General features: G+C 61.8%; 20 protein-coding genes. 13 read left to right on the plus strand and 7 right to left on the minus strand.

What is annotated here, in order from left to right; all coding sequences use genetic code 11:
- Positions 1–30: 30 nt before the first annotated feature.
- The 3 genes from SB756_RS08250 to csiR form a co-directional block, all read right to left on the minus strand.
- Positions 31–1,422 (minus strand): sensor histidine kinase, encoded by a 1,392-nt coding sequence (locus tag SB756_RS08250; protein WP_410910631.1) that lies wholly within the window; start codon positions 1,420–1,422, stop codon positions 31–33.
- Complete coding sequence (locus tag SB756_RS08255) at positions 1,400–2,080, minus strand: response regulator transcription factor (protein WP_016499978.1); 681 nt, start codon at positions 2,078–2,080, stop codon at positions 1,400–1,402. Before SB756_RS08255 ends, SB756_RS08250 begins: the two co-directional genes overlap by 23 nt.
- Before the next feature lie 130 nt (positions 2,081–2,210).
- Positions 2,211–2,906, minus strand: a complete 696-nt coding sequence (gene csiR, locus SB756_RS08260) for a DNA-binding transcriptional regulator CsiR (protein WP_341795748.1) — start codon at positions 2,904–2,906, stop codon at positions 2,211–2,213.
- A gap of 195 nt (positions 2,907–3,101) precedes the next feature.
- Here csiR and glaH point away from each other — a divergent pair, with 195 nt between their 5' ends.
- The 6 genes from glaH to proP all read left to right on the plus strand — a co-directional run bounded on the left by glaH (position 3,102) and on the right by proP (position 10,790).
- On the plus strand, positions 3,102–4,079 hold the full coding sequence (glaH, locus tag SB756_RS08265; RefSeq protein ID WP_016499976.1) for a glutarate dioxygenase GlaH: 978 nt from the start codon (positions 3,102–3,104) through the stop codon (positions 4,077–4,079).
- A gap of 114 nt (positions 4,080–4,193) precedes the next feature.
- Entirely contained in the window at positions 4,194–5,429 is a 1,236-nt protein-coding gene (gene lhgO / locus SB756_RS08270) for an L-2-hydroxyglutarate oxidase (protein WP_410910632.1), read from the plus strand.
- A gap of 151 nt (positions 5,430–5,580) precedes the next feature.
- Complete coding sequence (gene gabP, locus SB756_RS08275) at positions 5,581–6,972, plus strand: GABA permease (protein ID WP_028613034.1); 1,392 nt, start codon at positions 5,581–5,583, stop codon at positions 6,970–6,972.
- An 86-nt stretch (positions 6,973–7,058) separates the two neighbouring features.
- The gene (locus SB756_RS08280; protein ID WP_049272934.1) at positions 7,059–7,952 is read left to right on the plus strand and encodes a PA4780 family RIO1-like protein kinase; all 894 of its coding nucleotides are present in this window, start codon (positions 7,059–7,061) and stop codon (positions 7,950–7,952) included.
- 200 nt (positions 7,953–8,152) lie between these two features.
- Positions 8,153–9,127 (plus strand): porphobilinogen synthase, encoded by a 975-nt coding sequence (gene hemB, locus SB756_RS08285; RefSeq protein ID WP_016499972.1) that lies wholly within the window; start codon positions 8,153–8,155, stop codon positions 9,125–9,127.
- Between the two features lie 160 nt (positions 9,128–9,287).
- The gene (proP, locus tag SB756_RS08290) at positions 9,288–10,790 is read left to right on the plus strand and encodes a glycine betaine/L-proline transporter ProP (protein WP_341795745.1); all 1,503 of its coding nucleotides are present in this window, start codon (positions 9,288–9,290) and stop codon (positions 10,788–10,790) included.
- Here proP and SB756_RS08295 read toward each other — a convergent pair whose 3' ends face one another.
- The 4 genes from SB756_RS08295 to SB756_RS08310 all read right to left on the minus strand — a co-directional run bounded on the left by SB756_RS08295 (position 10,791) and on the right by SB756_RS08310 (position 15,355).
- Positions 10,791–11,492, minus strand: a complete 702-nt coding sequence (locus SB756_RS08295; protein WP_410910633.1) for a YoaK family protein — start codon at positions 11,490–11,492, stop codon at positions 10,791–10,793.
- A 9-nt stretch (positions 11,493–11,501) separates the two neighbouring features.
- Positions 11,502–12,131 (minus strand): riboflavin synthase subunit alpha, encoded by a 630-nt coding sequence (locus SB756_RS08300; RefSeq protein WP_095115087.1) that lies wholly within the window; start codon positions 12,129–12,131, stop codon positions 11,502–11,504.
- Positions 12,132–12,242: 111 nt separating this feature from the next.
- Positions 12,243–14,309: a maltose alpha-D-glucosyltransferase gene (gene treS / locus SB756_RS08305; RefSeq protein WP_410910634.1), complete on the minus strand. Its 2,067-nt coding sequence runs from the start codon at positions 14,307–14,309 to the stop codon at positions 12,243–12,245.
- 128 nt (positions 14,310–14,437) lie between these two features.
- A complete protein-coding gene (locus tag SB756_RS08310) occupies positions 14,438–15,355 on the minus strand; it encodes a LysR family transcriptional regulator (RefSeq protein ID WP_063423564.1) in 918 nt (305 codons plus the stop codon).
- A gap of 120 nt (positions 15,356–15,475) precedes the next feature.
- Here SB756_RS08310 and SB756_RS08315 point away from each other — a divergent pair, with 120 nt between their 5' ends.
- From SB756_RS08315 to SB756_RS08345, 7 genes are all read left to right on the plus strand, one after another.
- The gene (locus SB756_RS08315; protein WP_086979726.1) at positions 15,476–16,234 is read left to right on the plus strand and encodes a 5-oxoprolinase subunit PxpA; all 759 of its coding nucleotides are present in this window, start codon (positions 15,476–15,478) and stop codon (positions 16,232–16,234) included.
- Positions 16,235–16,324: 90 nt separating this feature from the next.
- Positions 16,325–17,212 carry a 5-oxoprolinase subunit B family protein gene (locus SB756_RS08320; protein ID WP_410910635.1) on the plus strand — a complete coding sequence of 296 codons (888 nt, stop codon included), beginning with the start codon at positions 16,325–16,327 and terminating at the stop codon, positions 17,210–17,212.
- Positions 17,209–18,180 (plus strand): biotin-dependent carboxyltransferase family protein, encoded by a 972-nt coding sequence (locus tag SB756_RS08325; RefSeq protein ID WP_410910636.1) that lies wholly within the window; start codon positions 17,209–17,211, stop codon positions 18,178–18,180. The genes SB756_RS08320 and SB756_RS08325 overlap by 4 nt, the downstream gene beginning before the upstream one ends.
- A 217-nt stretch (positions 18,181–18,397) precedes the next feature.
- Positions 18,398–19,279, plus strand: a complete 882-nt coding sequence (gene icmH / locus SB756_RS08330; RefSeq protein WP_410910637.1) for a type IVB secretion system protein IcmH/DotU — start codon at positions 18,398–18,400, stop codon at positions 19,277–19,279.
- A gap of 13 nt (positions 19,280–19,292) precedes the next feature.
- Positions 19,293–21,368, plus strand: a complete 2,076-nt coding sequence (locus SB756_RS08335) for a type VI secretion system Vgr family protein (RefSeq protein ID WP_341795738.1) — start codon at positions 19,293–19,295, stop codon at positions 21,366–21,368.
- Positions 21,365–22,288: a hypothetical protein gene (locus SB756_RS08340; RefSeq protein ID WP_410910638.1), complete on the plus strand. Its 924-nt coding sequence runs from the start codon at positions 21,365–21,367 to the stop codon at positions 22,286–22,288. Before SB756_RS08335 ends, SB756_RS08340 begins: the two co-directional genes overlap by 4 nt.
- A complete protein-coding gene (locus tag SB756_RS08345) occupies positions 22,285–25,338 on the plus strand; it encodes a T6SS effector BTH_I2691 family protein (RefSeq protein WP_410910639.1) in 3,054 nt (1,017 codons plus the stop codon). Before SB756_RS08340 ends, SB756_RS08345 begins: the two co-directional genes overlap by 4 nt.
- The last annotated feature ends 51 nt before the right edge of the window (positions 25,339–25,389 follow it).

Genomic DNA, 25,389 nt, shown 5'->3' on the forward strand with positions numbered 1-25,389 from the left:
CGCGAAAGGGCCGCAAAGCGGCCCCGGCTTTTACTTGCCAAGCCCGGCAAGCGGGCAGTGCAATACCAACTTCGCCCCACCCAACTCGCTCTCCCCAATTTCCAGCCTGAACCCATGCAGGTCCACGATCGCCGCAACGATCGACAATCCCAGCCCAAACCCGGCATGGCGATGGCCTTCATCGCTGCGATAGAAGCGCTTCAGCACCGCAGTACGCTCTTCTTCGGGAATGCCCGGCCCGCTGTCCTCGATAGCCAGGCGCACGCCGGTGTCGTCGTGTGTCGCGCTAATTCGCACTTGCCCACCCTCGGGCGTGAACTTGATACCGTTGCCCACCAGGTTGGCCAGTGCCTCGAACAGCAGTTCGCGGTCACCGTGCAGTGCCGGCAGCTGCGCGGGCTGGTGCAATTCCAGGTGGATGCCGCCATCCTCGGCCAAAGGCAAATAGAAGTCGTGCAGTTCGACCAGCAGTTCATGCGGGTCAAGCTGGACGAAGCCGGCCCGGCGCTGGCGATCTTCCAGTTCGCTGATGCGTAGCAACCCGCGAAAACGCGCCATCAGGGTGTCGGTTTCGCCGATGGCCTGGTCCAGCGCCTCGGCTTGCGCGGAGTCGACGTCGCTCTGCTGGCGAATCCGGTACAGCTGGGCGCGCAAGCGGGTGAGCGGGGTACGCAGGTCATGGGCAATGTTGTCGCACACCCCCTTGACCTCATGCATCAGCCGCTCGATGCGGTCCAGCATGGCGTTGACGATGGCTGCCAGCATGTCCAGCTCATCGCGCCGGGCCGACAACGGGAGGCGGTGGGTCAGGTCGCCGGCAACGATCAGCTCGGCCTGGGCCTGGATTGCGCGGATACGCTTGAGCGGCCTGCGCCGTAGCAGGTACCAGCCGGCAAAGCCTGGGATCAGCGTCAAGGAGATACCCCAGAGCAGGGCATCGAGGATGATCCGGGTAACCACGAACAGTGAGCCGTTATCGCGGAACAGTACCAGCCAGCGGCCATCTTGCACTTTGATCGCCACCGCATCGCAGCTGTCGCGGGGCAGGTGTGGGTCGTCGGCATCCAGGCAGCGTTTCAACTCATGGATCTTGCCGTCCAGCCTGAGCTCCGGGGGCAGGGCGCGCACACTGCCGCCAATCGGGTTGAGGTGGGTGTCGAACAGGCCATAGGCGTCAAAGCTGCGCTCCTCGAAGGCCTGGCTGGCGATCAGGGCGTCGTCCAGCTGCTTGCCGCTCATGTGCGCGAACAGGTGTTGGCGCTGCAACATGGAATGGCGGGTGAGCTTGTTCAGGTAGCTGGACACCTCGAAGTACAGCACCCCCATGAGGATGCTGCTCCAGGCCACGAACAGAAAGCTGTACAGCGCCAGCAGGCGGCTTGTCGAGGAGCTCCAGCCTTTAGACGGGTTCAGCAATGGCATAGCCGGAGCCCCGTACCGTACGGATCAGCGGCGACTGGCCGGGGGAGTCGATTTTCTTGCGCAGGCGGCCGATGTGCACGTCGATCAGGTTTGTGCCAGGGTCGAAATGGTAGCCCCAGACTTCTTCGAAAATCATCATCCGTGTGATCACCTGGCCGCTGTGGCGCATCAGGTACTCCAGCAGTTTGTATTCGGTGGGCAGCAGGTTGAGCGTATTGTCACCGCGGCGCGCCTCGTGGCTGATCAGGTCCAGTTGCAGGTCGGCGACCTGGAGGCGTGTCTGGGTCATGGGCACACTGTTGCGGCGCAGCAATACCTCGACCCGTGCGGCCATTTCGTCGGAGGCAAACGGCTTGGTCAGGTAGTCGTCACCGCCGGCCCGCAGGCCGCGTACCCGTTCGTCGACGTCGGAGAGGGCGCTGATCATCAGGATCGGCGTGGCGATCTTGAGGCTGCGCAGGGTGGTGACGATGGTCAGGCCATCGACCTCGGGCAGCATGCGGTCCAGGGTGATCAGGTCGTAGCCACCGGCAATGGCCTTGGCCAGGCCTTCACGGCCGTTGTCGGCCCACTCGACCTCCAGGCCGTGGCTGGTAAGTTCGGCGACGATTTCCTGGCCGGTGACGGCGTCGTCTTCGATGGTCAGTACGCGAGGCATGCTGGTTCCTGGGCATCTAATAGAGATTTGATTGTGCCAAAGAATAGACAACCGGCGATTTAAGAAAAATTCATCTAGCGTCTTTTACCTGCACTGGCCGGTTCACCCGCGAAGCAAGCGGCGCGGTGTTTCAGCGGGCTCCGATACCTTCGGCATGCATGATCTGCGCAATGATCGGCACCGGGGTCATCAGGTGCGAGCGCATCATGGCGCTGGCGCGTTTGGCGTCACGGGCGAGGATCACCTCGACCAGCGCCGCATGCTCCTGGCGCTTGAGCTCAAGGGCCTGTTCGGAGAACACCGTCTGCGTCAGCCACAGGTGGCGGTAGCGCTCGGCCTGGTCGAACAGGTAAGTGCGCGCCTGAAGCAGGTGCTTGGAGCCACAGCCGGAGGCAATGGCGGTATGAAACGCCTTGTGCCGCTCGTCCCACACATCCAGGCGCTGCTCGCGGGTTTTCACTTCCACCACCTTGGCCAGGGTATGCGAGTGGGCCAGCACTGACGCCTCCCAGGCGTCGTCGCCGCGCTCGATGGCCAAGGCGATGATCATCGCTTCCACGTTGGCGCGGGCATCGTAGATGTCGTTCATCTCGTCCAGTGACATGGGCGCCACGCGGTAGCCTTTCTGGCTGATCGCGTTGACCAGGTGCTCGGCCACCAGTTGCGACAGTGCTTCGCGCAGCGGGCCCACGCCCAGGTCGTAGCGTTCCTTCAGGGCGCTCATCAACAGTTTTTCACCGGGCTTGAACACGCCCCGGATGATGTCCTTCTTGAGCCTCTCATACCCGCTGAAAGCTGAGTTTTGTCGGGGGGCGAGCGCTTCCAAGATCCTGTTCCTCAATACGTTTTGCCGATCATACCGAAACCGCCTGCTGACGAAAAACAATGGATAAAAAACTAAATTGTCGCCCAAATACAAAAATGTAGACATTTCCAGTTAGTGGCGATATTTTTACCTCGCCCGCACTGATCCAGGTCATGACCGGACGGCGCTCTCCACTTTTTCTGCCAGGACACTGCCATGAACGCTTTTACGCAGATCGAAGAACTTGTGATGCCACTGCCGCTCGAGCCGCGTGGTTACACCATTGCCCCTTCGAAACAGTCGCCGCGCCTGCTTGAACTGACCTTCGCCCCTGAAACCGTCGAAGCGTTCGTCCAGGCTGTTGCCGAGTGGCCGGTGCAGGCGTTGGAGTACAAATCGTTCCTGCGTTTCCGGCTGGGTGAAATCCTTGACCAGCTGTGCCAAGGCACCCTGCGCCCTGTGCTGCTCAACACCATCCTTGATCGCGCCACCGGCGGCATGCTGATTACCCCGCTGGGCCTGGATGACGTGAGCCAGGCCGAAGACATGGTCAAGTTCACTACCGCCTGCGCACACCTGATCGGCCGTTCCAACTACGACGCCATGAGTGGGCAGTTCTATGCGCGCTTCGTGGTGGTCAACTCCGACAACTCCGACAGCTACCTGCGCCAGCCGCATCGGGTGATGGAACTGCACAACGACGGCACTTTCGTTAACCAGATTACCGATTACGTGCTGATGCTGAAGATCGACGAAAAGAACATGGAAGGCGGCAACTCGCTGCTGCTGCACCTGGATGACTGGGAGCAGTGCGAGGAGTTCTTCCGCCACCCGATGGCCCGCCGCGAAATGCGCTGGACCGCACCACCGAGCAAGAAGGTCGCCGAAGATGTGTTCCACTCCGTTTTCGACACCGATGGCGAAGGCCGCCCGACCATGCGCTACATTGACCAGTTCGTGCAGCCGGAAAACTACGAGGAAGGCATCTGGCTGAACGCCCTGTCCGATTCGCTGGAAGGCAGCGGGAAGAAGGTGTCGGTACCGGTGGGCGTGGGCAGCTTCCTGCTGATCAACAACCTGTTCTGGCTGCATGGTCGCGACCGCTTCACCCCGCACGAGGGCCTGCGCCGTGAACTGATGCGCCAGCGTGGTTACGTCGCCTTCCCCAAACCGCTGTACCAGCGCGGGCAATAATGACAGGGCGCAGGGCGGGCGCCCGCCCATGCGTCGTCGCACAACATGATGCCACCAGGGCCCGAGCGGGCCTTGGTGAGCGAGCCAGGCAATGCCTGCGTGTGAGGTAAGGCTGTGTACGATTTCATCATTATTGGCGGTGGCATTGTGGGCATGTCCACGGCCATGCACCTGATCAAGGTCTACCCGGACGCGAAGATTCTTCTGCTGGAGAAGGAGTCCGGCCCGGCCCGCCACCAGACCGGTCACAACAGCGGCGTGATCCACGCTGGCGTGTACTACACCCCAGGCAGCCTCAAGGCGCGCTTCTGCCTGGAAGGCAACAAGGCCACAAAGGCCTTCTGCACCCAGCACGGCATCCCCTTCGATGAGTGCGGCAAGCTGCTGGTAGCCACCAACGAGCTGGAAATGCAACGCATGAAGGCGCTGTGGGAGCGTACCGCGGCCAACGGCCTGGAGCGCCACTGGCTGTCGGCCGACGAACTGCGCGAGCGCGAGCCCAATATCGTGGGGATGGGTGGCATCTTCGTGCCGTCCAGCGGCATCGTCAACTACGCCAAAGTGACTGCTGCAATGGGCGCTGAATTCCAGCGTGCCGGCGGCGAAATCCGCTATGGGGCAGAGGTGGTCGGCCTGCAGGAGCAGGCCAGCGAAGTGATCGTGCGCACACAGCGCGACGAGTTCCGTAGCCGTTTCCTGGTGACCTGTTCGGGCCTGATGGCCGACCGCGTGGTCAGCATGCTGGGCCTGCGCACCGAGTTTGTCATCTGCCCGTTCCGGGGGGAGTACTACTTGCTGCCCAAGCAGCACAACCAGATCGTCAACCACCTGATCTACCCGATCCCCGACCCGTCGATGCCGTTTTTGGGCGTGCACCTGACCCGCATGATCGACGGCACCGTCACGGTTGGCCCCAACGCCGTACTGGCGATGAAGCGCGAGGGCTACCGCAAGACCGACGTCAGCGCCGGCGACCTGTTCCAGACCCTGACCACCCCCGGCATTCTCAAGGTGCTGGCGAAGAACTTCCGCCCGGGCCTGATCGAGATGAAAAACTCACTGTTCAAGGGCGGCTATCTCAAGCAGGTGCAGAAGTACTGCCCGAGCATCACCAAGGCCGACCTCACGCCTTACCCGGCTGGCGTACGCGCCCAGGCGGTGTCGCGCGACGGCAAGCTGATCGACGACTTCCTGTTCGTCAACACCGCGCGCAGCGTCAACGTGTGCAACGCACCGTCGCCGGCGGCCACCTCGGCCATCCCGATCGGCGCCTACATCGTCGACAAGGTGTGTGAGCAGGTCACCCTTGCAGGTGGCAGCGTGCGCAAGGCGGACCTGGCGGCCAGCTGACAACGCGGTAACAGGTTCTGCGGTTTCCTTTTACTCAACCCGAACTGCCCTGCTAACCATTCAGGGCAGGGCGGGCTTTTTCGCGCCTGCGTCGGCGACCGTGCAGCCGGCGGCCCCAGCGTGGGCATGACAAAAACAACAAGGTAGTGCCATGCAAACCCACAAGAACAATTTGAGTCATGGATTGAAATCACGGCATGTCACCATGCTGTCCATTGCCGGTGTGATCGGCGCCGGCCTGTTCGTCGGCTCTGGTCGTGCCATTGCTGAAGCAGGGCCGGCCACCATCCTGGCCTACATCCTGGCCGGCGGCCTGGTGGTGCTGGTGATGCGCATGCTGGCCGAAATGGCGGTTGCTTCGCCGGATACCGGTTCGTTTTCCACCTATGCCGACCTCGCCATCGGCAAGTGGGCGGGTTATACCATCGGTTGGCTGTACTGGTGGTTCTGGGTACTGATCATTCCCATCGAAGCCAATATTGCCGCCACCATCATCAATTCCTGGGTTCCACAGATGGAGATCTGGGTGCTGTCGTTGGTGATTACCTTGTTGCTGACCGCCACCAACCTGTTCAGCGTGAAGAACTACGGTGAGTTCGAATTCTGGCTGGCACTGGTAAAAGTGGTGGCGATTGTCGCGTTCATTGCACTGGGTGTGTGCGCCATTTTTGGCCTGCTGCCCGGTTCCGGTGTCAGTGGTGTTTCGCGCCTGTGGGATACCGGCGGTTTCATGCCCAATGGTTTCGGTGCGGTGCTGAGCGCCATGCTGATCACCATGTTCTCGTTCCTCGGCGCCGAGGTGGTGACCATTGCCGCAGCCGAATCCTCTGATGCGGGCAAGCATATTTCCAAGGCAACCAATTCGGTGATCTGGCGGATTACCTTGTTCTACATCCTGTCGATATTCATCGTCATCGCGCTTGTGCCCTGGACTGACCCGCGCCTGGCGACCGAAGGTTCCTATGTCACGGTGCTGGATACCCTGGGCGTGGCGAATGCCAAAGCCATCATCGATTTTGTGGTGTTGACTTCGGTGACCAGCTGCCTGAACTCGTCGCTGTATACCGCTTCGCGCATGGTCTACTCGCTGAGCCGCCGCGGTGATGCACCGGCTTGCGCCCAGGTGACCAGCCGCAGTGGCACCCCTGTGGTAGCGGTATTGCTATCCACTGGCGCGGCATTTTTGGCCGTGATCGCCAATTACCTGGTGCCGGCCAAGGTGTTCGGCTTCCTCATGGCCAGCTCGGGGGCCATTGCCTTGCTGGTGTACCTGGTTATCGCGATTTCCCAGCTGCGCCTGCGCCAGCGCCTGACCGCACAGGGCAAGACCCTGGGTTACCGCATGTGGCTGTTCCCGTGGCTCACCTGGGGCGTGATCGTATTCATCTGCAGCGTGCTGGTCGTGATGCTGCTGCGTCCAGACCATCGCCTGGAAGTGGTGTCGACCATGGTGCTGGCTGTGTTGGTGGTGTGTTCCGGCTTGCTGGTCACGCGCCGGCGGGCGCGTGGGGTGCCGATCAACAGCTTAGGGCAGGGCGCCTGATCAGCCTGGCTGAAGACAGACGAGCAAGTCGTCCCCGGCTGTGAGAGGATGTCGACCATCACAGCCAGGACCCCGAACACAGCCTGATGAAGACACCCAAAAGAATCGAACCCCTGATCGAAGACGGCCTGGTCGACGAAGTACTGCGGCCGCTGATGAGTGGCAAGGAGGCCGCCGTGTACGTGGTGCGCTGCGGCAACCAGGTGCGCTGCGCCAAGGTCTATAAAGAAGCCAACAAGCGCAGTTTCCGCCAGGCTGCCGAATACCAGGAAGGCCGCAAGGTGCGCAATAGCCGACAGGCCCGGGCCATGGCCAAGGGCAGCAAGTTCGGCCGTAAAGAAGCCGAAGATGCCTGGCAGAACGCCGAAGTTGCGGCATTATTCCGCTTGGCCAGTGCGGGTGTGAGGGTACCGAAGCCCTACGACTTCCAGGACGGCGTGCTGTTGATGGAGTTGGTGACCGATGCCGATGGCGACGCTGCCCCACGCCTGAACGACGTGCACCTGGAAGCCGAGGATGCCCGCACGTTCCATGCCTTTGTCATTCGCCAGATCGTCCTGATGCTTTGTGCGGGGCTGGTGCATGGTGACCTGTCCGAGTTCAACGTGCTGCTCGGCCCGGACGGCCCTGTGATCATCGACTTGCCGCAGGCCGTGGATGCAGCCGCCAACAACCACGCCTTCAGCATGCTGCAGCGCGATGTGGACAACATGGCCCATTATTTCGGGCGCTTTGCCCCGGAGCTGAAAAGCACCCGGTATGCGCAGGAGATGTGGGCGCTGTTCGAGGCCGGTGACTTGCTGCCCGACAGCCCGTTGACTGGGGTGTTCGCAGATGACGAACATGAAGCTGACGTGTCCGGGGTGATGCGCGAGATCGACGCCGCCCGTCTGGATGACGCACGCCGCCGTGCAGCGCGTGACGAGGCCGAGCATGGCGCGGTCAAGGCAGAGGAGCCCACGCCGCCCTGGTTGCAATAAGGTGTTGCAGGCGCCTCACATCTTTGTGGGGCTTTCCCGAAGCTGTGCTGTCTCTGCGTGAGCGGGTTCACCCGCGAAGGGGCCGGCACAGGCAAACCCGGCCGTTACCATTGACGCAAGACACAATCTCGTCATTTAGCCTTTTCACTGGCGCGCGACAGGCATAAGGTATACGCCGTTCAAAATGCCCTGGAGCTGTCATGTCCAACCAATTCCCGTCCGTTCGTCCACGCCGCCTGCGCCAGAACGAGTCCCTGCGCACGATCTTCCAGGAAACCGAATTCCGCCTGGAAGACCTGATCCTGCCGATCTTCGTCGAAGAGGGCATCGATGACTTCGTGCCGATCTCCAGCATGCCTGGGGTCAACCGCATCCCCGAGAAGCTGCTGGCCCAGGAAATCGAGCGTTATGCCCGTGCCGGTATCAAGTCGGTGATGACCTTTGGCGTGTCGCACAACCTGGACGCCACCGGCAGCGACACCTGGAACGAAAACGGCCTGGTTGCGCGCATGTCGCGCATCTGCAAGGACACCGTGCCGGAAATGGTGGTGATGTCCGACACCTGCTTCTGCGAATACACCAGCCACGGCCACTGCGGCGTGCTGCATGACCATGGCGTGGACAACGACGCCACCCTGGCCAACCTGGGCAGACAGGCGGTCATTGCCGCCGCTGCCGGTGCCGACTTCATCGCCCCGTCGGCGGCAATGGACGGCCAGGTACAGGCCATCCGTAGCGCGCTGGATGGTGCCGGTTTCCACGACACCGCGATCATGGCCTACTCCACCAAGTTCGCCTCGTCGCTGTATGGTCCGTTCCGTGAAGCCGGCGGTACCACGCTGAAGGGCGACCGCAAGAGCTACCAGATGAACCCGATGAACCGCCGCGAAGCCGTGCGCGAATCGCTGCTGGACGAGCAGGAGGGTGCGGATGTGCTGATGGTCAAGCCAGCGGGCGCCTACCTTGACGTGATCGCCGACATCCGCGCTGCCTCGCGCCTGCCGTTGGCGGCGTACCAGGTGAGTGGCGAGTACGCGATGATCAAGTTCGGCGGCCTTGCGGGCGCCATCGATGAAGGCCGGGTGGTGCGTGAAAGCATCGGCGCGATCAAGCGTGCCGGTGCCGACCTGATCCTGACCTACTTCGCCATGGACCTGGCGCGCGAAGGTATCTGAGGCCAGGCCTTCGGTAAAACAAGCCGCTGCAGTTGCAGCGGCTTTTCTTTGTGCGCTGTCGGTGATGCCGCGCAAACACACAAAAAATCATTAAGCGCTGAATTATTTAGTGTCCCGTTGTATCTGATCCCTTAGAGCATTCATCGACAGGGATACGGGTATGAAACCTCGCAAGAAAAAAGTCCAGCCAATCGGCCTGAAGGACATCACCATCGTCGACGACGCCAAGATGAAGAAGGCGATTACCGCTGCCGCACTGGGCAATGCGATGGAGTGGTTCGACTTTGGCGTCTACGGTTTCGTGGCTTATGCCCTGGGCAAGGTGTTTTTCCCCAACGCCGACCCCAGCGTGCAGATGATTGCGGCGCTGGCCACCTTCTCGGTGCCGTTCCTGATCCGGCCATTGGGCGGGCTGTTCTTCGGCGCCTTGGGCGACAAGTTCGGGCGGCAGAAAATCCTCGCGGCGACCATCGTCATCATGTCGCTCAGCACCTTCGCCATCGGCCTGATTCCGTCCTATGCCAGCATCGGCATCTGGGCACCGATCCTGTTGTTGCTGGCCAAGATGGCCCAGGGCTTTTCGGTGGGCGGCGAGTACACCGGCGCCTCAATCTTCGTGGCCGAATACGCCCCCGACCGAAAACGCGGTTTTCTCGGTAGCTGGCTGGACTTCGGCTCGATTGCCGGCTTTGTGCTAGGCGCGGGCGTGGTGGTGCTGATTTCCACCATTCTGGGCGAAGAAAAGTTCCTTGAATGGGGCTGGCGCCTGCCGTTCTTCCTGGCCCTGCCGTTGGGCATCATCGGCCTTTACTTGCGCCATGCGCTGGAAGAAACACCCGCGTTTCAGCAGCATGTCGATAAGCTGGAGCAGGGCGACCGCGAAGGCCTGGCCTCCGGGCCCAAGGTGTCGTTCAAGGAAGTGGCCACACAGCACTGGCGCAGCCTGGTGACTTGCATCGGCGTGGTGATTGCCACCAACGTCACCTACTACATGCTGCTCACCTACATGCCCAGCTACCTGTCGCACAACCTGCATTACAGCGAAGACCATGGCGTGCTGATCATCATTGCGATCATGGTCGGCATGCTGTTCGTGCAGCCGGTGATCGGCCTGCTCAGCGACAAGTTCGGCCGCCGGCCGTTCATCATCGTCGGCAGCGTCGGCCTGTTCGCCCTGGCCATTCCGGCGTTCATGCTGATCAACAGCGGCGTGCTGGGGGTGATTTTTGCCGGGCTCCTGATCATCGCCGTGCTGCTGAACTTCTTCATCGGTGTGATGGCCTCGACGCTGCCGGCAATGTTCCCTACGCACATCCGCTACAGCGCCTTGGCAGCCGCTTTCAACATTTCGGTGCTGATCGCCGGGCTCACCCCGACCCTCGCTGCCTGGCTGGTGGAGAGCACGGGCGACCTGTACATGCCGGCCTACTACCTGATGGTGATCGCCGCTATTGGCCTGCTGACCGGGCTGACCATGAAGGAAACCGCCAACAAGCCGCTGCGCGGCGCGGCACCGGCGGCGTCGGACATCGAAGAAGCGCGTGAGCTGTTGCAGGAGCACCACGACAACATCGAGCAGAAGATCGAGGACATCGATGCGCAGATTGCCGAGCTGGAAGCCAAGCGCGAGACGCTGGCACAGCAGCACCCGCGCATCGATTGATCAGCGCGGCATGTAGCCACGCTGCCAGCCGCGTGGGATGAACCGCGACACCAGGGCCAGCACGCAGGCCAGCGCGCAGCTGCCAGCCAGTGCCTGCAGGCCCAGGCGCTGTTGCAGCCAGGCGCCCAACGCGGCGCCCAGCAGCATGCCGGCCCAGGGCACCAGCTGCACCCGCCAGCCATTGCGCCGCTCGCCCATCAGCCAACGCCCCAGGCCACGGCCGAAGCGGGACAGGGCGCCGGTGACGTAAGTCAGGCCGATGGGCAGGCCGTTCACCTGTTCAACCACGGCATTGATCATGCCCATGGCCAGTGTGGCGGCCAACAATGCCGGGAAGGTGGCCGCCGCCGGCCACGCCGCTGCGAACGCCAGCAGTACCGCAACCATCAGCAACACGGGCCAGGCCCGGCGGCGCAAGCCACGGGCCAGCAGCACGCCCAGCGCATTGCCAGCGACGAAGCCCAGTATCGCGCCACTCAGGCGCAGCACCAGGGCAAGGTCTGCCTCACTGATGGCCACGGCCAGGCGTGTGGTATTGCCACTCATGAACGACACGAAGTCACCCAGCGCCAGCAGGCCGATGGCATCGGTCATGCCAGCCAGCACCGACAAACCAGCAACCAGGCCAAGGCCGACACGGCCACGCAACACTTGCAGGCGTAGCCGCCTGGCCGTGCGCGCGGGGAGGGCGTTAGGCAGCATGGGCAGGCCTCAGGGCAGCAGTTTTTCGCGGGCCAGGGTGCCTTTGATGGTGCGTTCTACCACATCAACCAGCACCATGGTCTGGTGATCGACCTCGATATTGAGCTGATCGCCGGCCTTGTAGCTGGCAAAAGTGGTCTGGCGCAGGGTTTCCGGGATCAGGTTGATGGTGATGACGTTGTCGTCGACATCGGCGACGGTCAGGCTGCAGCCATTGACCCCGATGAAACCGCGTGGGAACACGTACTTGCCCCATTCCGGGGGCATGCGGAACTTGATGAAGGCGCCGGTTTCCTTGATCGACAGTTCGACGATTTCGGCGGTGGTGGCGATATGGCCGGCCATCAGGTGGCCACCGACTTCGGCGTTCATTTTCGCCGAACGTTCAATGTTGACCCCCTGGCCCGCCTTGAAGAAGCGTAGGTTGGTGCGTTCGAGAGTGGCGGTCATGGCGTCGAACCTGACTTGGGTGCCGGCGATTTCGGTGACCGACAGGCAGGTGCCTTCGACACTGACGCTGGCGCCGATCTTCAGCTCGTCGAGCAGCTCCGGTGTGAGGTCGATGGTGAACTGGTTGTGGCCCGGGTATGTGGTCACATCAAGCAGAGGGCGAACGGCCTGGACGATGCCGGTGTACATGGTGTTGCTCCTGGGCACGGAAAAGAAATCTCCCGAACGCTATGCCCGTAGCGTTGTAAATGCAAGACCGACCTGCCCCTCTGCTGCTGCACCGCCTTAGCCCGGCGCCATTTACACATGTCCACTGCTGTTGACGATTCGCAGGCACAGAGCCTCGTACGGGTCCAGGTTCACCAGCAGTCGTCCGTCCTCGGTCAGGTCCCCTTCGACCGTTTCGTTGATCATGTCCACTACCGGCCCCGGCGTGAACCCGGTCAACTGCAATTCCTCGGCAATTACTTCCTGGCCAAAATTCAGCGCACTGATCTGGATACCGCGCCCGGATGGCAGTTCATGAACCATCACCAGCAACCCTGGACTGCTGACTTCAGGTACCAGCACCTGGCGGCTGGTGGCGATGCCATAGGCCTGTCGCACTGCCAGCAGTTTCTTCACCTTGCAGGCAAACGAATCACCACGGTCCAGCTGGCTGTCGAGGCTGCCATACAATGCCCGGGCCCGCGGCATTCCGCGCACTGATTCCTCGGCCTGTGGGGCGAGCCCGGCCAGATCGTAACCGCCTCGGTGAATCCAGCGGGTATCGCCATCCAGCATCCGTTGCGCGACCGCTTCGGCGGGCAAGGGCAGCGCGCCGACCAAGTCCCAGCCGGACAGCGCGACCACCCCAGGCTGCATGGCGTTGTACATGACCAGCAGCAGGTGCACTTTCTGGATCAGCTCGATTTCGGCTGCGCCGATCTGCTCAAGGTCGCGGATGCCCAACGCCGCGGCGATCAGGCTGGCCGTGGTGCAGGCAATGCCGTTGGTCACGAAGCGCAGGTTGTAGGGGGCGTGCTCGCCCGAGAGCCGTTCGTAGATTTCTTCACGGATATGTTCACGCAAAATACTCCCTGGCAAGGTCTGGCCCTTGTACAGGTACATGTCGTGGGCGTGCAGGGTCCAGAAATGCACCAGTTCCACGGTCAGCTCGTCGTGGTTTTGAAGGGCATGGATCAGCGAGGCCGGGTCGATGCCGAAGGCGTGCATTTCCTTGAGCATCAGCCGCAGGAACTCAGTGTCACCGGTCAGCAGCGCATGCTGATAGGCCGGCCGGGTGATGAAGTCGTAGGACAGGTCGGCCCCGCCCTTGGACATCTGCGCGATGTCGTCCAGGGTCAGGTTCAGTTCCTGGAAGCTGAAGCCGCCCGCCTTGCGGATCATGCCGCCGATCAACTGGTTGCCGACGATCGACAGGGGGTGGCTTTCTGACCAGGCGGTGCCGCTGGCCCGCGTTTCCACGCCCAGAAAACCGTTGGCGTCCAGGCGCAGGCCGCGCGCGCCCAGGCAGTCCAGGGCGTGCAGGGCATCACCAATGATCATTTGCTGGGCGGCGAAGGTTGGGTCCAGCCAGTTCAGCGAGGGTTGGCCGTCCTTGAAGTAGTGCAGGTAGACCCAACGACGGGTTTTGCCATCGACACCGGTGATGGGCGGCGTGACGCTCCAGTCGGTTTCCTTCACACCGGGCTCGAAGAAGATCACCCGTTGTAACTGACCGACGATGTAATGGCGGGCTTTGAGCTCGTCGCACTGGGCCGGCAGCAGGTTGACCGAATCCCGGCCGTTGGGCACCTCTGGCAGTAGCGGCCAGTCTTCTTCGCGGATTTCGACCATGTGGTACAGCCCCGGGTAAGGCCCGTGGGCCATCTCGGCCAAGCGGAAGTCGGCACCTTTGCCGGTGTGCGAGGGAATCAGGTCGTCGATGGTCACGGCATTGTGCGCGGCGGCCATGCGGCTCATCTGCACCAGTTCCTGCTCGCTGCCGTACAGCGGGTCGATATCGAAGCTGATGCGGTCGAAGTTACCGTCCACGCTGGGGGTGAGTTCGCGGCCACGGAGGCCGCCGGACAACTTGATCGGGCCAGTGTGCAGGCCTTGAATGCCGATCTCCGACAGGCGCTTCCACAGCGCTTCGTGGGCCAGCGCGCCAAGCACGGAGCAGTCTTGCGGCGCGATAATGGCGTCGGGGTAGACGGTCAACCAGACCGAGGCGATTTCAGTGGCGCGGCGGGGCTGGGCTTCGGCGTAGGGCTGTTGCCACAGGCGTGACTGCCCTGAATACAGGCTGGCCCGCTCTTGGGAAGCCTTGAGCATGGCGCGGTCTTCGAGCCATTTGACGTATGACGGGTCGGGCTGGGTCATTTCGCGTCCTCTTTGCGTGTCGGCACCGGCTCAGGTTATGACGGCATTGTGGCCTGATCGTTCGGCTGAAACCTGTGATGGCCTCGTCGCGGGTTTACCCGCGAAGAGGCCGGCCCTGCCAGTACCCCTCAGCGCCGGGCGGACAACTGCTGGGGCGCCAGGAACGCATCATGGAAGTAATTACGCACGGCCTGCATCGCCGGGCTGAATGCCCGCTCACGGTGCCAGGCCAGCCCTACACTCATGGGTGTGACCGGGTCGCTGATGGTCACCGTCTCGATGCGCTTGCCCTCCAGCGACCAAGGCCTGTGCACCAGATCTGACAAGATCGCCACACCACTGCCATTGGCAACCATGCTGCGCACGGCTTCCACCGAACTGGTCCGCACCCGCACGCTCGGGCGCTGCCCGGCCAGTTCCCAATAACGCATGGCGCTTTGCTCGGCCTCGTCTACGGTCAGCAGGATGAACGGTTCGCAGGCCACATCGGCCAGGCTTACAGCCGAGCGCTCGCACAGCGGGTGGTGGCCGGGCAGCCACAGCCGGCGCTCGGAGTTGAACAGGGTTTCGGAGACGATGTCGGGGTGGGTGAGGTTGGCCGTGAGCACAACCGCCATGTCGAAACGCCCCTCCAGCAAACCTTGCTCGATGGCGCTGCGCTCCTGCTCGTACAGCTCCAGGGTCACATCCGGGTGCCAGTGTTCCAGGCGCTGCAGGTGGTGTGGGAGGAAGTAGCCGATCACTGTGTAGCTTGCCGCCAGGCGCAGCAGGCCGCTGGCGCGCACGTTCGGCAGCGGGCTGTTCAGTGCGTCATCAACACTGCGCAGAATCACGTAGGCGCGGTTCAGGAAGTGCCGGCCGGCCTCGGTCAGGCTCATGCCTTGGGCCGAGCGCTGGAACAGCAGCACGCCAAGCATGGCTTCCAGTTCCTTGATTGCCGTGGTCACCGCCGACTGGGAGATGTTCAGGTGGATGGCTGCCTGGGAAATCTGGCCGATCTCGGCGGTGGCAACGAAGTAGCGGACCTGGCGCAGGGTCAGTGACACGTTTGGCTCCTGAGGTATCTGATTTTCCGAAGACACCCTATCTGTTTATAGATCTTCCCAAGGGGGTAAGGAGAATCTAACGTGGCTTGCATGCAGTCACAAGCACCAGGAGAGACAGTCATGCAGGTGGTGGATTTCAACTCGGACATGGGTGAGGGATTTGGTCCGTGGACCATTGGCGACGGCGTCGACAATGAGCTGATGGGCTACATAAGCACGGCCAACATCGCCACGGGTTTTCATGCCGGCGACCCCGGCACCATGCGCCGCACCGTCGAGCGGGCCAAGGCCCTGGGCGTGGCGGTGGGTGCGCACCCGGGCTTTCGTGACCTTGTCGGTTTTGGCCGCCGGCATATCAACGCGCCAGCCCAGGAACTGGTCGACGACATGCTCTACCAGCTGGGTGCACTGCGCGAAATTGCCCGTGCCCAAGGGGTACGCCTGCAGCACATCAAGCCGCACGGTGCCCTGTACATGCACCTGGCGCGTGACGAGGAAGCTGCCCGCCTGCTGGTGGAAAACCTGCGGGTGATAGAGCCGGAGCTGCTGTTGTACTGCATGCCGGGTTCGGTGATCTGCCGTATTGCCCAGGCGCTTGGCCAGCCGGTGGTTCGCGAGTTCTACGCCGACCGTGAGTACGACCTGAGCGGCTCGATCGTGTTCACCCGCAATGTGCGGGGCCATGAGCCCAACGCGGTTGCCGAGCGCGTGTTGCGGGCGTGCCAGCAGGGCCTGGTGCGCACGGTCGAGGGGCAGGACCTGGCCATCGAATTCGATTCCATCTGCCTGCACAGTGACACCCCCGGCGCTCTCGACCTGGTCGAGGCCACGCGCAGGGCGCTGGACGCGGCCGGTATTGTGGTGCGCGCGCCACGCTGAGTCCGTGAGGCATCCGTCTGGCACAAGCCGGAGCCCGTTTATTTTATTTTCGCCTGCCTTTCTATAAAGATTCCAAGAAAAGGAACAGTCATGGCCGAACCGCTTGCTACAACCCCGATCCGCTACAGCTTCGGCGCAGACGAGCACCTGTTTGCCGAAGTCAGCGACAGCATGTCGCTGGAAGCCTTTTTCAAGGGCATGGCCGTCACCCGCGCCGTTGAACGGCTGGCTCTGGATGGCGTGCTGGACGTGTGCCTGGCAAATGCCTCGTTCCAGATCCGCTTCGACCCCGACCGCATCGCGCCGCAGGCGCTGCTTGAAGCGGTGCAAGGTGCCGAGGCCGAGGCTGTGGCCGATCGCTCGTTGCAGACGCGGATCATCGAGATCCCGGTGCTGTACAACGACCCCTGGACCCATGAAACCCTGATGCGTTTCCGAGACCGCCACCAGGACCCGGCCAGCACCGACCTGGAATACGCGGCGCGCATCAATGGGCTGGCCGATGTCGACGCCTTCATTGCCGCCCACAGTGGCGCGCCCTGGTTCGTATCGATGGTCGGTTTCGTCGCCGGCCTGCCGTTCATGTTCCAGATGGTCGAGCGCGAGCGGCAGTTGCAGGTGCCTAAATACCTGCGCCCGCGTACCGACACGCCCAAACTCACCCTGGGCCATGGTGGTTGCTTCGGTTGCATCTACTCCGTGCGCGGTGCGGGGGGCTACCAGATGTTCGGCGTCACCCCGGCACCGATCTACGACCCTCGGCAAACACTCAACTACCTGAAGGCGCACATGGTGTTTTTCCGCCCGGGTGACATCGTGCAGTTCAAGCCCATTGATCGCCGGGCCTACGACCAGGCAGTGGCAGATGTGGAAGAGGGCCGTTTCGACTTGCGTATTCGCCCGGTCGAGTTCTCCCTGGATGCCTTCCTTGCCGACCCGGTCGGTTACCCCAAGTCGCTGCAGGAGGTACTGGCATGATCAAGGTACTCAAACCCGGCCTGGCCACCTCGGTGCAGGACCTGGGCCGTGAAGGCTACTACCACCTGGGCATTCCGCCGTCCGGTGCACTCGACCAGTACGCCCTGCGCGCGGCCAACCACCTGGTGGGCAACCCGGCGGGCGCAGCAGCCCTTGAGTGTGCGCTGGTGGGGCCGGAGCTGGAGTTCCAGCAGGATGCGCTGGTGGCGGTCTGCGGTGCACAGATGCCCGCTTTGCTGGATGGCCGCGAGCAGCGCCCCGATACGGCATTTACCGTGCGCGCAGGGCAGGTGTTGCGCTTCGGTTTCCCCACGGCGGGCGCCCGTGCCTACCTGGCCGTTGCCGGTGGCGTTGATGTACCTGAGGTGCTCGGCAGCCGTTCAACCTACGCGCTGGGGGCGTTGGGCGGGTTCCAGGGGCGCAAGCTGATGGCAGGCGACGTGCTGCCGGTCGGTGTGCCCAGCGGCAAGACGCGCGCCGGTGCGAGCCTGCCCATGGCCCTGCGCCAGGCCCTGGGCGGCGAGGTGGTGGTGCGGGTGGTGCCGGGGCTGTACTTCCATCGCCTGACCGAGGCCGCAGCGCAAAGCTTCTTCACCCAGGCCTGGACAGTCGGATCCGAAGCGGACCGTATCGGCTATCGCTACAAAGGCGGCAGCGCCTTGAGCTTCCAGCCGCGGGAGCAACCGTTCGGTGCCGGCTCGGACCCGTCGAACATCGTCGATAGCTGCTATCCGATCGGTTCGATCCAGGTGCCAGCGGGGCTGGAGCCGATCATCCTGCACCGTGATGCGGTGTCGGGTGGCGGCTACGCCATGATCGGCACGGTGATCAGCGCCGACCTCGACCTGATCGGCCAGATGCAGCCCAACCAGCAGGCAAGGTTCCTGGCGGTGAGCCTGGAGCAGGCGCTGGAGGCGCGGCGATCATACAAGAAGAAACTGGCCTGCCTGGCCAGGCTCTTTGGCTGAGTGCGACGCGCTTGTGGAAGGGTTGTGCGATCCCTGCAGGAGCGGAAAACCCGCTCTTTCAGGGCGCTATTCTCTAGCAGGATGTTGCCAGGGAAACGTTTGGAAACTTGATTCAGAGAAGGATCCTACAAGCATTTGGGAAGCCCCAGACTCCTTGGAGAATTGATTCCCCGATAGTGTTCATGTCTTCAGTTTGCTGGAAGACAAGGACCACTTCATGCCCGGCCCATCCGATCTACCTCCGGTAAAATCCGGGGGCGCTATCGATGCCCATGACCTATCAGAAAGCAGCGTCTACGCGATGCTTGAAGTGCCGGAGGGTACTGATTCACCCTATCCGGCTGACCAGGGGCAGCGGGCAGGAGACCCTGATTTCGAAGGTTACCCCGCCGACCCGCACTTCCAGCTGCGTGGCGGCTTCGAAAACCTGATGCTCGATGCGGCAAGCCCGCTGTTCGGACTGGTCATTCGCCTGCGTACCCTGGATGACCTGCCCAACCTCGCCGACGTGCACAAGACCGTGCAAAACCAGGTCAGCAACATTCGCGAAGAAATCCAGCAGCACGGGTACCCCATCGTGCACCAGGAAGTCTATTCCTATGCCCTGTGCCTGTATCTGGACGAGGCCGTGATGAGCCGCCCGTGGGGCAACAATTCGTGCTGGAGCCACGAGCCGCTGCTCAGCATCTTCCACGACGAAACCCAGGGCGGCGAGAAGATCTTCGTGCTGCTCGAACGGGTCATGCAGGCGCCCAGGGAGTTCCAGGATGTACTGGAGTTCCTGTACTTCTGCTTCTGCTTGGGCCTCAGGGGCAAGCATGCGCTGGACCCCAAGTGCGAAGACATCATCAACGCCTTGATCTCGCGCATGCACACGGTCATCCGCGAACTGCGTGGCCCCACGCCGCAAGAGGTGTGCGACCCCTACAGCAACGTCGTTCATTGCCCCCACCGCCCGCGACGCTGGGAGTGGCCCTGGTGGAGCCCGCTGGTGATCTCCGGCGTCGCCATGGTCTGCGCTTACAGCTACTACAGCTACCGCCTCGACCTGCTCACCGCCGAAGTCCTGGAATCGCTCAACGCGATTTTGCAGCAGTAGCAGGGGCCGCCATATGCCAAGCCAATCCGATTTGCGCTTTACCTTCCAGCCGCTGGCTGGCCGGAGTGAATTCGAAGTGGTGTCGTTCGAACTGGACGAAGCCATCAGCACGCCGTTCCAGCTGAAGCTGGAACTGGTCAGTTTCGAAGACGATGTCGACTTTGGCCAGTTGCTCGACAAGCCGGTGCTGTTCACGATCTGGCGCGGCGAGCGCCCGCTGCGTTACGTGCACGGCCTGGTCAGCACCTTCAGTCAGGGTGAAACAGGCTTCCATCGCACCCGTTACCGCGCCCTGGTCGAACCCGTGCTGGCCCGCGCCGGGCTGCGCTCGAACTGGCGCATCTTCCAGCAGAAAACCGTGCCACAGATTCTCGAGATCATGCTCAAGCGCCAGGGCATCACCGGCTACGAGCTGAGAAGCATCGACAAGCATGAGGTGCGCGAGTTCTGCGTGCAGGCCGGTGAAACCGACCTCGACTTCATCGCCCGCCTGGCCGCCGAAGAGGGTTTTGTCTACCGCTTCGAGCACACGCCAAAACTGCACAAGCTGCTGATCACCGACCGGCTGCTGGGGCTGGGGCAGATCAGCCAGGGCGCCATCAAGGGCGATGACGAGGACGAAGGTTTCTTTGACGACGACACCGACCCCAACCAGGTGCTGTACCACGCCAACAGCGGCGGCGACCAGGCCAGGCCTTGCCTGCGCCGCCTGCGTTACAGCGAGCAGGTACGTACCGCGCGCCAGGTGCAGCGCGACTACACCTTCACCCACCCGGCCTACCGCCAGGAGCAGCGTGCCGAGGGCAGCGACCTCAAGCACCAGTCCACCACGTACGAGCGCTTCGACTACCCCGGCCGCTACAAGCGCGGGGCCGTCGGCGCCCCCTTCACCGCCACCCGCATCACAGCTTTGCGCCATGACGCCCGCATGGCCGAGGTGGAAGGCGACGACGTGCGCCTGCAGCCGGGGCTGAGCTTCACCCTGATCGGGCACCCGCGCGAAGACCTGAACATGCATTGGCGGGTAACCCGTATGCACCATGAAGGCACCCAGTTCACCAGCCTGCAGGAAGAGGCTGCGGGTGCCCAGCAAGGCACCCGCTACACGCAGGCAGCCGTGCTGGTGCCCGGCAGAACCGAATGGCGCCCGGCGCCGTTGCCCAAGCCGCGCATCGACGGCCCGCAGATGGCGACGGTGGTAGGGCCCAAGGGCGAGGAGATCTACTGCGACCAATGGGGCCGGGTGAAGGTCAGCTTCCCCTGGGACCGGGAAAGCCAGGACAACGAGTTCAGTTCCTGCTGGGTACGCGTGTCGCAAGGCTGGGCCGGCGGCAGCTGGGGTTCGATGGCCATTCCGCGCATTGGCCAGGACGTGATCATCCAGTACGTCGACGCCGACCCGGACCAGCCGATGATCACCGGGCGCACCTACTGTGGCAATCAGCTGCCGCCATATGACCTGCCCAAGCACAAGACGCGGATGACCATCAAGAGCCAGACCCATAAGGGCGATGGCTTTAACGAACTGCGTTTCGAGGATGAACTGGGCAAGGAGGAAGTGTTCATCCATGCCCAAAGGAACCAGGTCAATGTGGTGGGCAATGACGAAACCACGACTATTGGGCGCAATCGAGTGGGGCAAGTTGGCCAGGATGAGCAACTGACCATCGGCAACAACTTCCGTCAGGACACGGCCCGCGACCATACCCAGGTCATCGGGCAAAACAGCCGTGTGAACATCAAGCATGACCTGAACGAACAAGTGGGCAACAACCGCAGCGAGTCAACGGGCGCCAACCAGCGGGTTGTCATCGGCAACAACAGCGAGCTTGTGATCAAAGGGGCTCAATCGATCAGCGTCGGGCAGGGGGTGCAAACACGCACGACGGTCTACCAGTTGCTGGCCAGTGAACGCATCGAGTTCAGAAGCCCTGGCGGCAGCATCGTGCTGGATGCACAGGGCATTACCATCAACGGCTTGACACTCGATCTGCAGGGGCAGACCAAGGCGGTAGCGAAGGGGGATGGCAATAGCCAGTCACTTGAGTTCACGGCTGATGGCAGTAACAAGTGCGAGGTCAAGGCATGAATATCGAGAACCTGGCCCGCAGCATTGAAGGGCACCATGCGGCGCATTTGCATTGCCATGTACTGATAGACCCACTAGCGGTTGCGGCTAGAAGCGACCATAACTTGCTTGCTCGACTGCGCGAAACGTTGGGCGAAGCAGCGTTGACGCGTGTGCACAGGGCCGATCTGGCCCATGCGCCTCACCTGCACCCGGTATTGGCCTGCCTGGCCTCGCCCGGATTTTTTCCCCGCAGTGACTTGCTCGAGCTGACGGCTCGAGCAGCGTACAGAGGGCTGCACCAGCACCGACGCTACTTGAGTGGCTGGCTGTTCAGCGAGGCAACACCGGCCACGGTAGCCGCCCACCTCACGGCCATGTGCCAAATACCCGATGCCAAGCGCCACTTCAACTTTTACCCAGTCTATGAACCCGTTCGCCTGGAGCTGCTCGCGGCAACGTTCAAGCAGGTCGAGCATGGCCCGTGGTGGCCGATCAACAGCTGGTTGTTCCTGAGTAGCGGTGGAAGGTTGGCCCACCTCAAAGGGCAGGGCGGACCGCGGCACTCTTTGCCGGAGCCTGCCCGGCGGATTCAGGAGGATGTGGCGTTGGTCGAGCGCGTGCTGGCTGTCTGGAGAGTGCTGCGTGCGGGCTCGGAGGACGCGAGCCAGTGCCAGATACCGCCATTAGCCGCCGTGCGTGTATCCAACCATATTGACGACGCACGAGCGTTGGGCCTGAGCGCAGAGGAGGACATCACGGTTTTCGCTCTTCATCACCTGTGCATCCATCCCAAGCTGAATACCGTTGCTGCAGTGCGCAGCCTGGTTGAGGCAGCCGTCAACGATCGCCGTCCTCTTGCCCCAATGCTCGCTCGTTATTCCGAGGCGCAATGGCGTCGCGTGATCGATCCCCTCCCAGTAAACGAGAGGCGCTTATGACCATCAGCCAACGTATCGCCATTGCGGCAGCCGAAGCCGGGCTCCCTTCTGACCAGTGCATGTCTTGCGAACGCCAGGGCCTGCCGATCCTGCCGCTACGTCGCGCCCTGGTGCCGGATGCGCGCCCAGGTTGCGTCACCACCGTCGCCGGTAGCCTGCACGTTACAGCCAAGATGGGCCTGCGCACCTTGCGCATGGGTTACCTGTATGTGCTGCTGGACCAGCAGGTCTGGCAGGCCTACGAAGTCAGCGAACAGGGCCACCTGCGCCGCTTCAATCCCTACGAACCTTCAGACGGCCTACCCGCGTCGCTGCCCGAAAAGTGCGTGAATGAAAACCACGATATCCCTTCCGCCTTCCTGAACATTGACACCGACCGGTATGGCACAGCCTGGCTGGCCTTCTCCAGCGATGCCTGGCCGGTCAGCGTGCTGAATGCCTACAAGAAAGGCCAGGCGCCTGCGCACCGCTTCGAGGGGGTCGACCTCACGCAAGCCCGCAAGAATCCTGAGTTGCTGGGCATCGCCATGACGCCGGACAACCTGCAGGTCGACAAGAAAGTATTTGAGTATACCCAGCGCGGCTGCGCACCGTTCGACAGTGCACACGGTTTTCACAGCCGCTGGCTGCGCCGGTTTGCGATGCGCGGCTATCTGGTCAACGCGATGAACCGGCACAAGCTGGAGAACGGCGTGCTGGCGGTGGTGCTCGACGATACCGTTGGCCTGATTCAGGAATTCAACCACCAGCGCCTGAGCTGGGTGGTGAAGCGCCAGGTCTGGCGTGAAGACCCCATGCGTGCCTACCAATTGCAGACTTCGCAGATCCTCCAGGCCATTCGCGCCACGCACCGGGAGTGGGCAGCGCAGAAGGTGCCTTCACTGGAGCCGATGGCGGGTAGAGGGCCGTTTGTACCGATTGATCCGACGGTAGAGCGGCCGCGTATGGTCGAGCAAGCGATGAAGGACAGCGACGATAAACTCGAACAGCGCTACCACGAACCGCAACGGGCGGCGTTCCAGGCCGGGTATGACCAGCAGGAAGCCGAGTTTCAGCGCTACATCGACAAGGACGCCCGTGCTTACGCCGTGCTGTTCGACACGCCCATGTTCAAGGTGGCCGAGCAGTACGACTACGACGGCGATCATCGTGAGTCTGGCGTGGCGTATGCCAAGACCATGGCGCTGTGCCTGGGTGGCGGCATTACCGAGGCGATTGTGCCTGGCGCGGCTGCTGCGGCCGGCACCAGCGAAACCCTCTGGCTGAAATGGCTAGAGGATCCAGACAGCCCACCCTACCGCGCATTACTGATGCGCGACCGTATGTTGTTGGCCGGCCTGCTTCCCAGCTTTTCAGCTGCCGAAACCATCAACTGGAATGACAGCGACAAGCTTTACTCGATGCTGAGCAAGATCATCGCCAGCGACGATGCCGGCTTGCGCATGCGCAACACCCTCAAGCAAGCCATTGCCGAAACCCAAGGCGCGCTCAACGCCGCCAGCCAACGCTTGTCGCCCAATTTGCCACCTGGCATTCAGACCGCCGTGCGGCACCTGAACAGTGCAACCCAGTTCCTTTACAACGGCGTGCACCTGATCGAGCTGGAAGTGGAGATGAAACTGGGCGAGTACTACGCCTTGCAGAGTGCTCATCTACGCGAATTGCAGCACAAGGCCAATGCCTCGATTGCCGAGGCCAGGGACCGGATGCATCGCAACATCGATGACATCAACATCCATTCAACCAAGGCATGGAACAAGGTGCGGCCGATCATTCAGCACGGGCTGATGAGCCTGGCAGTGCTCGACCCGCGGTTTACCAACACCATGATCAGTGTGTCGGTATGGGTCGAGGGTACCGCGGCGGATGTGCAAGGTCGATTGTTTGAGGAAGCCAGCATGAAGGTGACCCAGGCGAGCAGCTTGGCGCAGCGGGCGTTGGTGGATATCTCGGTGGCGGCGGGGACGCTAGAGCCGGATGCGCGAAAAGTGTTCCAGAGGATGAAGATCTCTTCGCAGCAGGCGGCGGAGTTGGTGCGGACTGGCTTTCGCGGCTTGCGTGGAGTGGCAGGAAGCTGGGAAGTACTGCTGGCGATTGGAGGGCTGTACTTGCAATACGACAGCCTGAGCAGAAACCAAGAGAAGACGGAAGCCGAGATTGGTCCGAAGGCCCATGAAGCGCAGTTGGCGTTGCAAGGCTCAACGCTGGGAGTGCTTGGGGGGCAAATCGAGTTGATTGGGCTAATCATGAGATCTGGTGTTAACCACGAAAGCATATCGGGGACTAGAGGTGTCGTAGCTGCCGGAGAGATCATCATAAAACTTGGTGCAGTTATAAGCTCTGTTGCTGGTATCTTCGACATGGCTCAAGCAGTCGCTGCTAGTCAACGTGCTAAGGCGGTTGGAGATAGTGCGGCACAAAAGCAGCATATGCAGGCTGCAGCGCTTTATGGTTCTGGCTCTATAGCGTTTGCGGTAGCAGTTTTTAAGACGTCTTTGCTTGGGCCTTTAGGTCTGGCTGTAATACTGATGCTAACAGCATATGCGCTTAGCAAGCATGCAGAAGTAAACGAATCTTCCTCGCTAGAACGTTGGGCAAAGCGATGCTGCTTTGGAAAGGCTGATGAAATACCACCTGTGCACTGGGGAACTCCTGAATATGCAGACATTGCGTTTGCAGAGCTCAATGCAGCCACTTTGGGTGTAAAGGCGGTGCTGCATTTCGAATCGAGCCTCATAACCGATCCTGCGGCGCCACGGATAGGGGGGCTGATCGCGCTGGAAAGGGAGCAAAAACTGAAATTTCAAATAACTTTGCCGAGATATAGAGAAGAGGCTTCAGCTTATCGTTGGAATTTGATTGTGCATCGCTATGGAGATGGCGATTTTCCTGATTTTACGGGCGGAGAACTCATTCTTGCTGACGAGTTTCAAGCTTCATCTGTCGACCCTTTAACCAAATTTGTTAACTTTTCAGGGTTCGCGAAGCCGCGTTTGCCTGACTATAAAGTCGGTTCTGGTTTTGACAAAAAATGCATGTCGCTGCAATAGGCGCGTATGAAGCAGCTAGTTTGGAGGTGTCTGGTGTTGTGGGCCTTATGC

Source organism: Pseudomonas sp. SIMBA_068 (genome assembly GCF_046534705.1).
GTDB classification, from domain to species: Bacteria; Pseudomonadota; Gammaproteobacteria; order Pseudomonadales; family Pseudomonadaceae; genus Aquipseudomonas; species Aquipseudomonas putida.

What these genes read in the sequence shown, in the direction of transcription:
- SB756_RS08250 (WP_410910631.1), bottom strand. Translation starts at nt 1,422, where the DNA reads ATGCCATTGCTGAACCCGTCTAAAGGCTGGAGCTCCTCGACAAGCCGC.
- SB756_RS08255 (WP_016499978.1), bottom strand. Translation starts at nt 2,080, where the DNA reads ATGCCTCGCGTACTGACCATCGAAGACGACGCCGTCACCGGCCAGGAA.
- glaH (WP_016499976.1), top strand. Translation starts at nt 3,102, where the DNA reads ATGAACGCTTTTACGCAGATCGAAGAACTTGTGATGCCACTGCCGCTC.
- gabP (WP_028613034.1), top strand. Translation starts at nt 5,581, where the DNA reads ATGCAAACCCACAAGAACAATTTGAGTCATGGATTGAAATCACGGCAT.
- SB756_RS08280 (WP_049272934.1), top strand. Translation starts at nt 7,059, where the DNA reads ATGAAGACACCCAAAAGAATCGAACCCCTGATCGAAGACGGCCTGGTC.
- hemB (WP_016499972.1), top strand. Translation starts at nt 8,153, where the DNA reads ATGTCCAACCAATTCCCGTCCGTTCGTCCACGCCGCCTGCGCCAGAAC.
- proP (WP_341795745.1), top strand. Translation starts at nt 9,288, where the DNA reads ATGAAACCTCGCAAGAAAAAAGTCCAGCCAATCGGCCTGAAGGACATC.
- SB756_RS08295 (WP_410910633.1), bottom strand. Translation starts at nt 11,492, where the DNA reads ATGCTGCCTAACGCCCTCCCCGCGCGCACGGCCAGGCGGCTACGCCTG.
- SB756_RS08300 (WP_095115087.1), bottom strand. Translation starts at nt 12,131, where the DNA reads ATGTACACCGGCATCGTCCAGGCCGTTCGCCCTCTGCTTGATGTGACC.
- treS (WP_410910634.1), bottom strand. Translation starts at nt 14,309, where the DNA reads ATGACCCAGCCCGACCCGTCATACGTCAAATGGCTCGAAGACCGCGCC.
- SB756_RS08315 (WP_086979726.1), top strand. Translation starts at nt 15,476, where the DNA reads ATGCAGGTGGTGGATTTCAACTCGGACATGGGTGAGGGATTTGGTCCG.
- SB756_RS08320 (WP_410910635.1), top strand. Translation starts at nt 16,325, where the DNA reads ATGGCCGAACCGCTTGCTACAACCCCGATCCGCTACAGCTTCGGCGCA.
- SB756_RS08325 (WP_410910636.1), top strand. Translation starts at nt 17,209, where the DNA reads ATGATCAAGGTACTCAAACCCGGCCTGGCCACCTCGGTGCAGGACCTG.
- icmH (WP_410910637.1), top strand. Translation starts at nt 18,398, where the DNA reads ATGCCCGGCCCATCCGATCTACCTCCGGTAAAATCCGGGGGCGCTATC.
- SB756_RS08335 (WP_341795738.1), top strand. Translation starts at nt 19,293, where the DNA reads ATGCCAAGCCAATCCGATTTGCGCTTTACCTTCCAGCCGCTGGCTGGC.
- SB756_RS08340 (WP_410910638.1), top strand. Translation starts at nt 21,365, where the DNA reads ATGAATATCGAGAACCTGGCCCGCAGCATTGAAGGGCACCATGCGGCG.
- SB756_RS08345 (WP_410910639.1), top strand. Translation starts at nt 22,285, where the DNA reads ATGACCATCAGCCAACGTATCGCCATTGCGGCAGCCGAAGCCGGGCTC.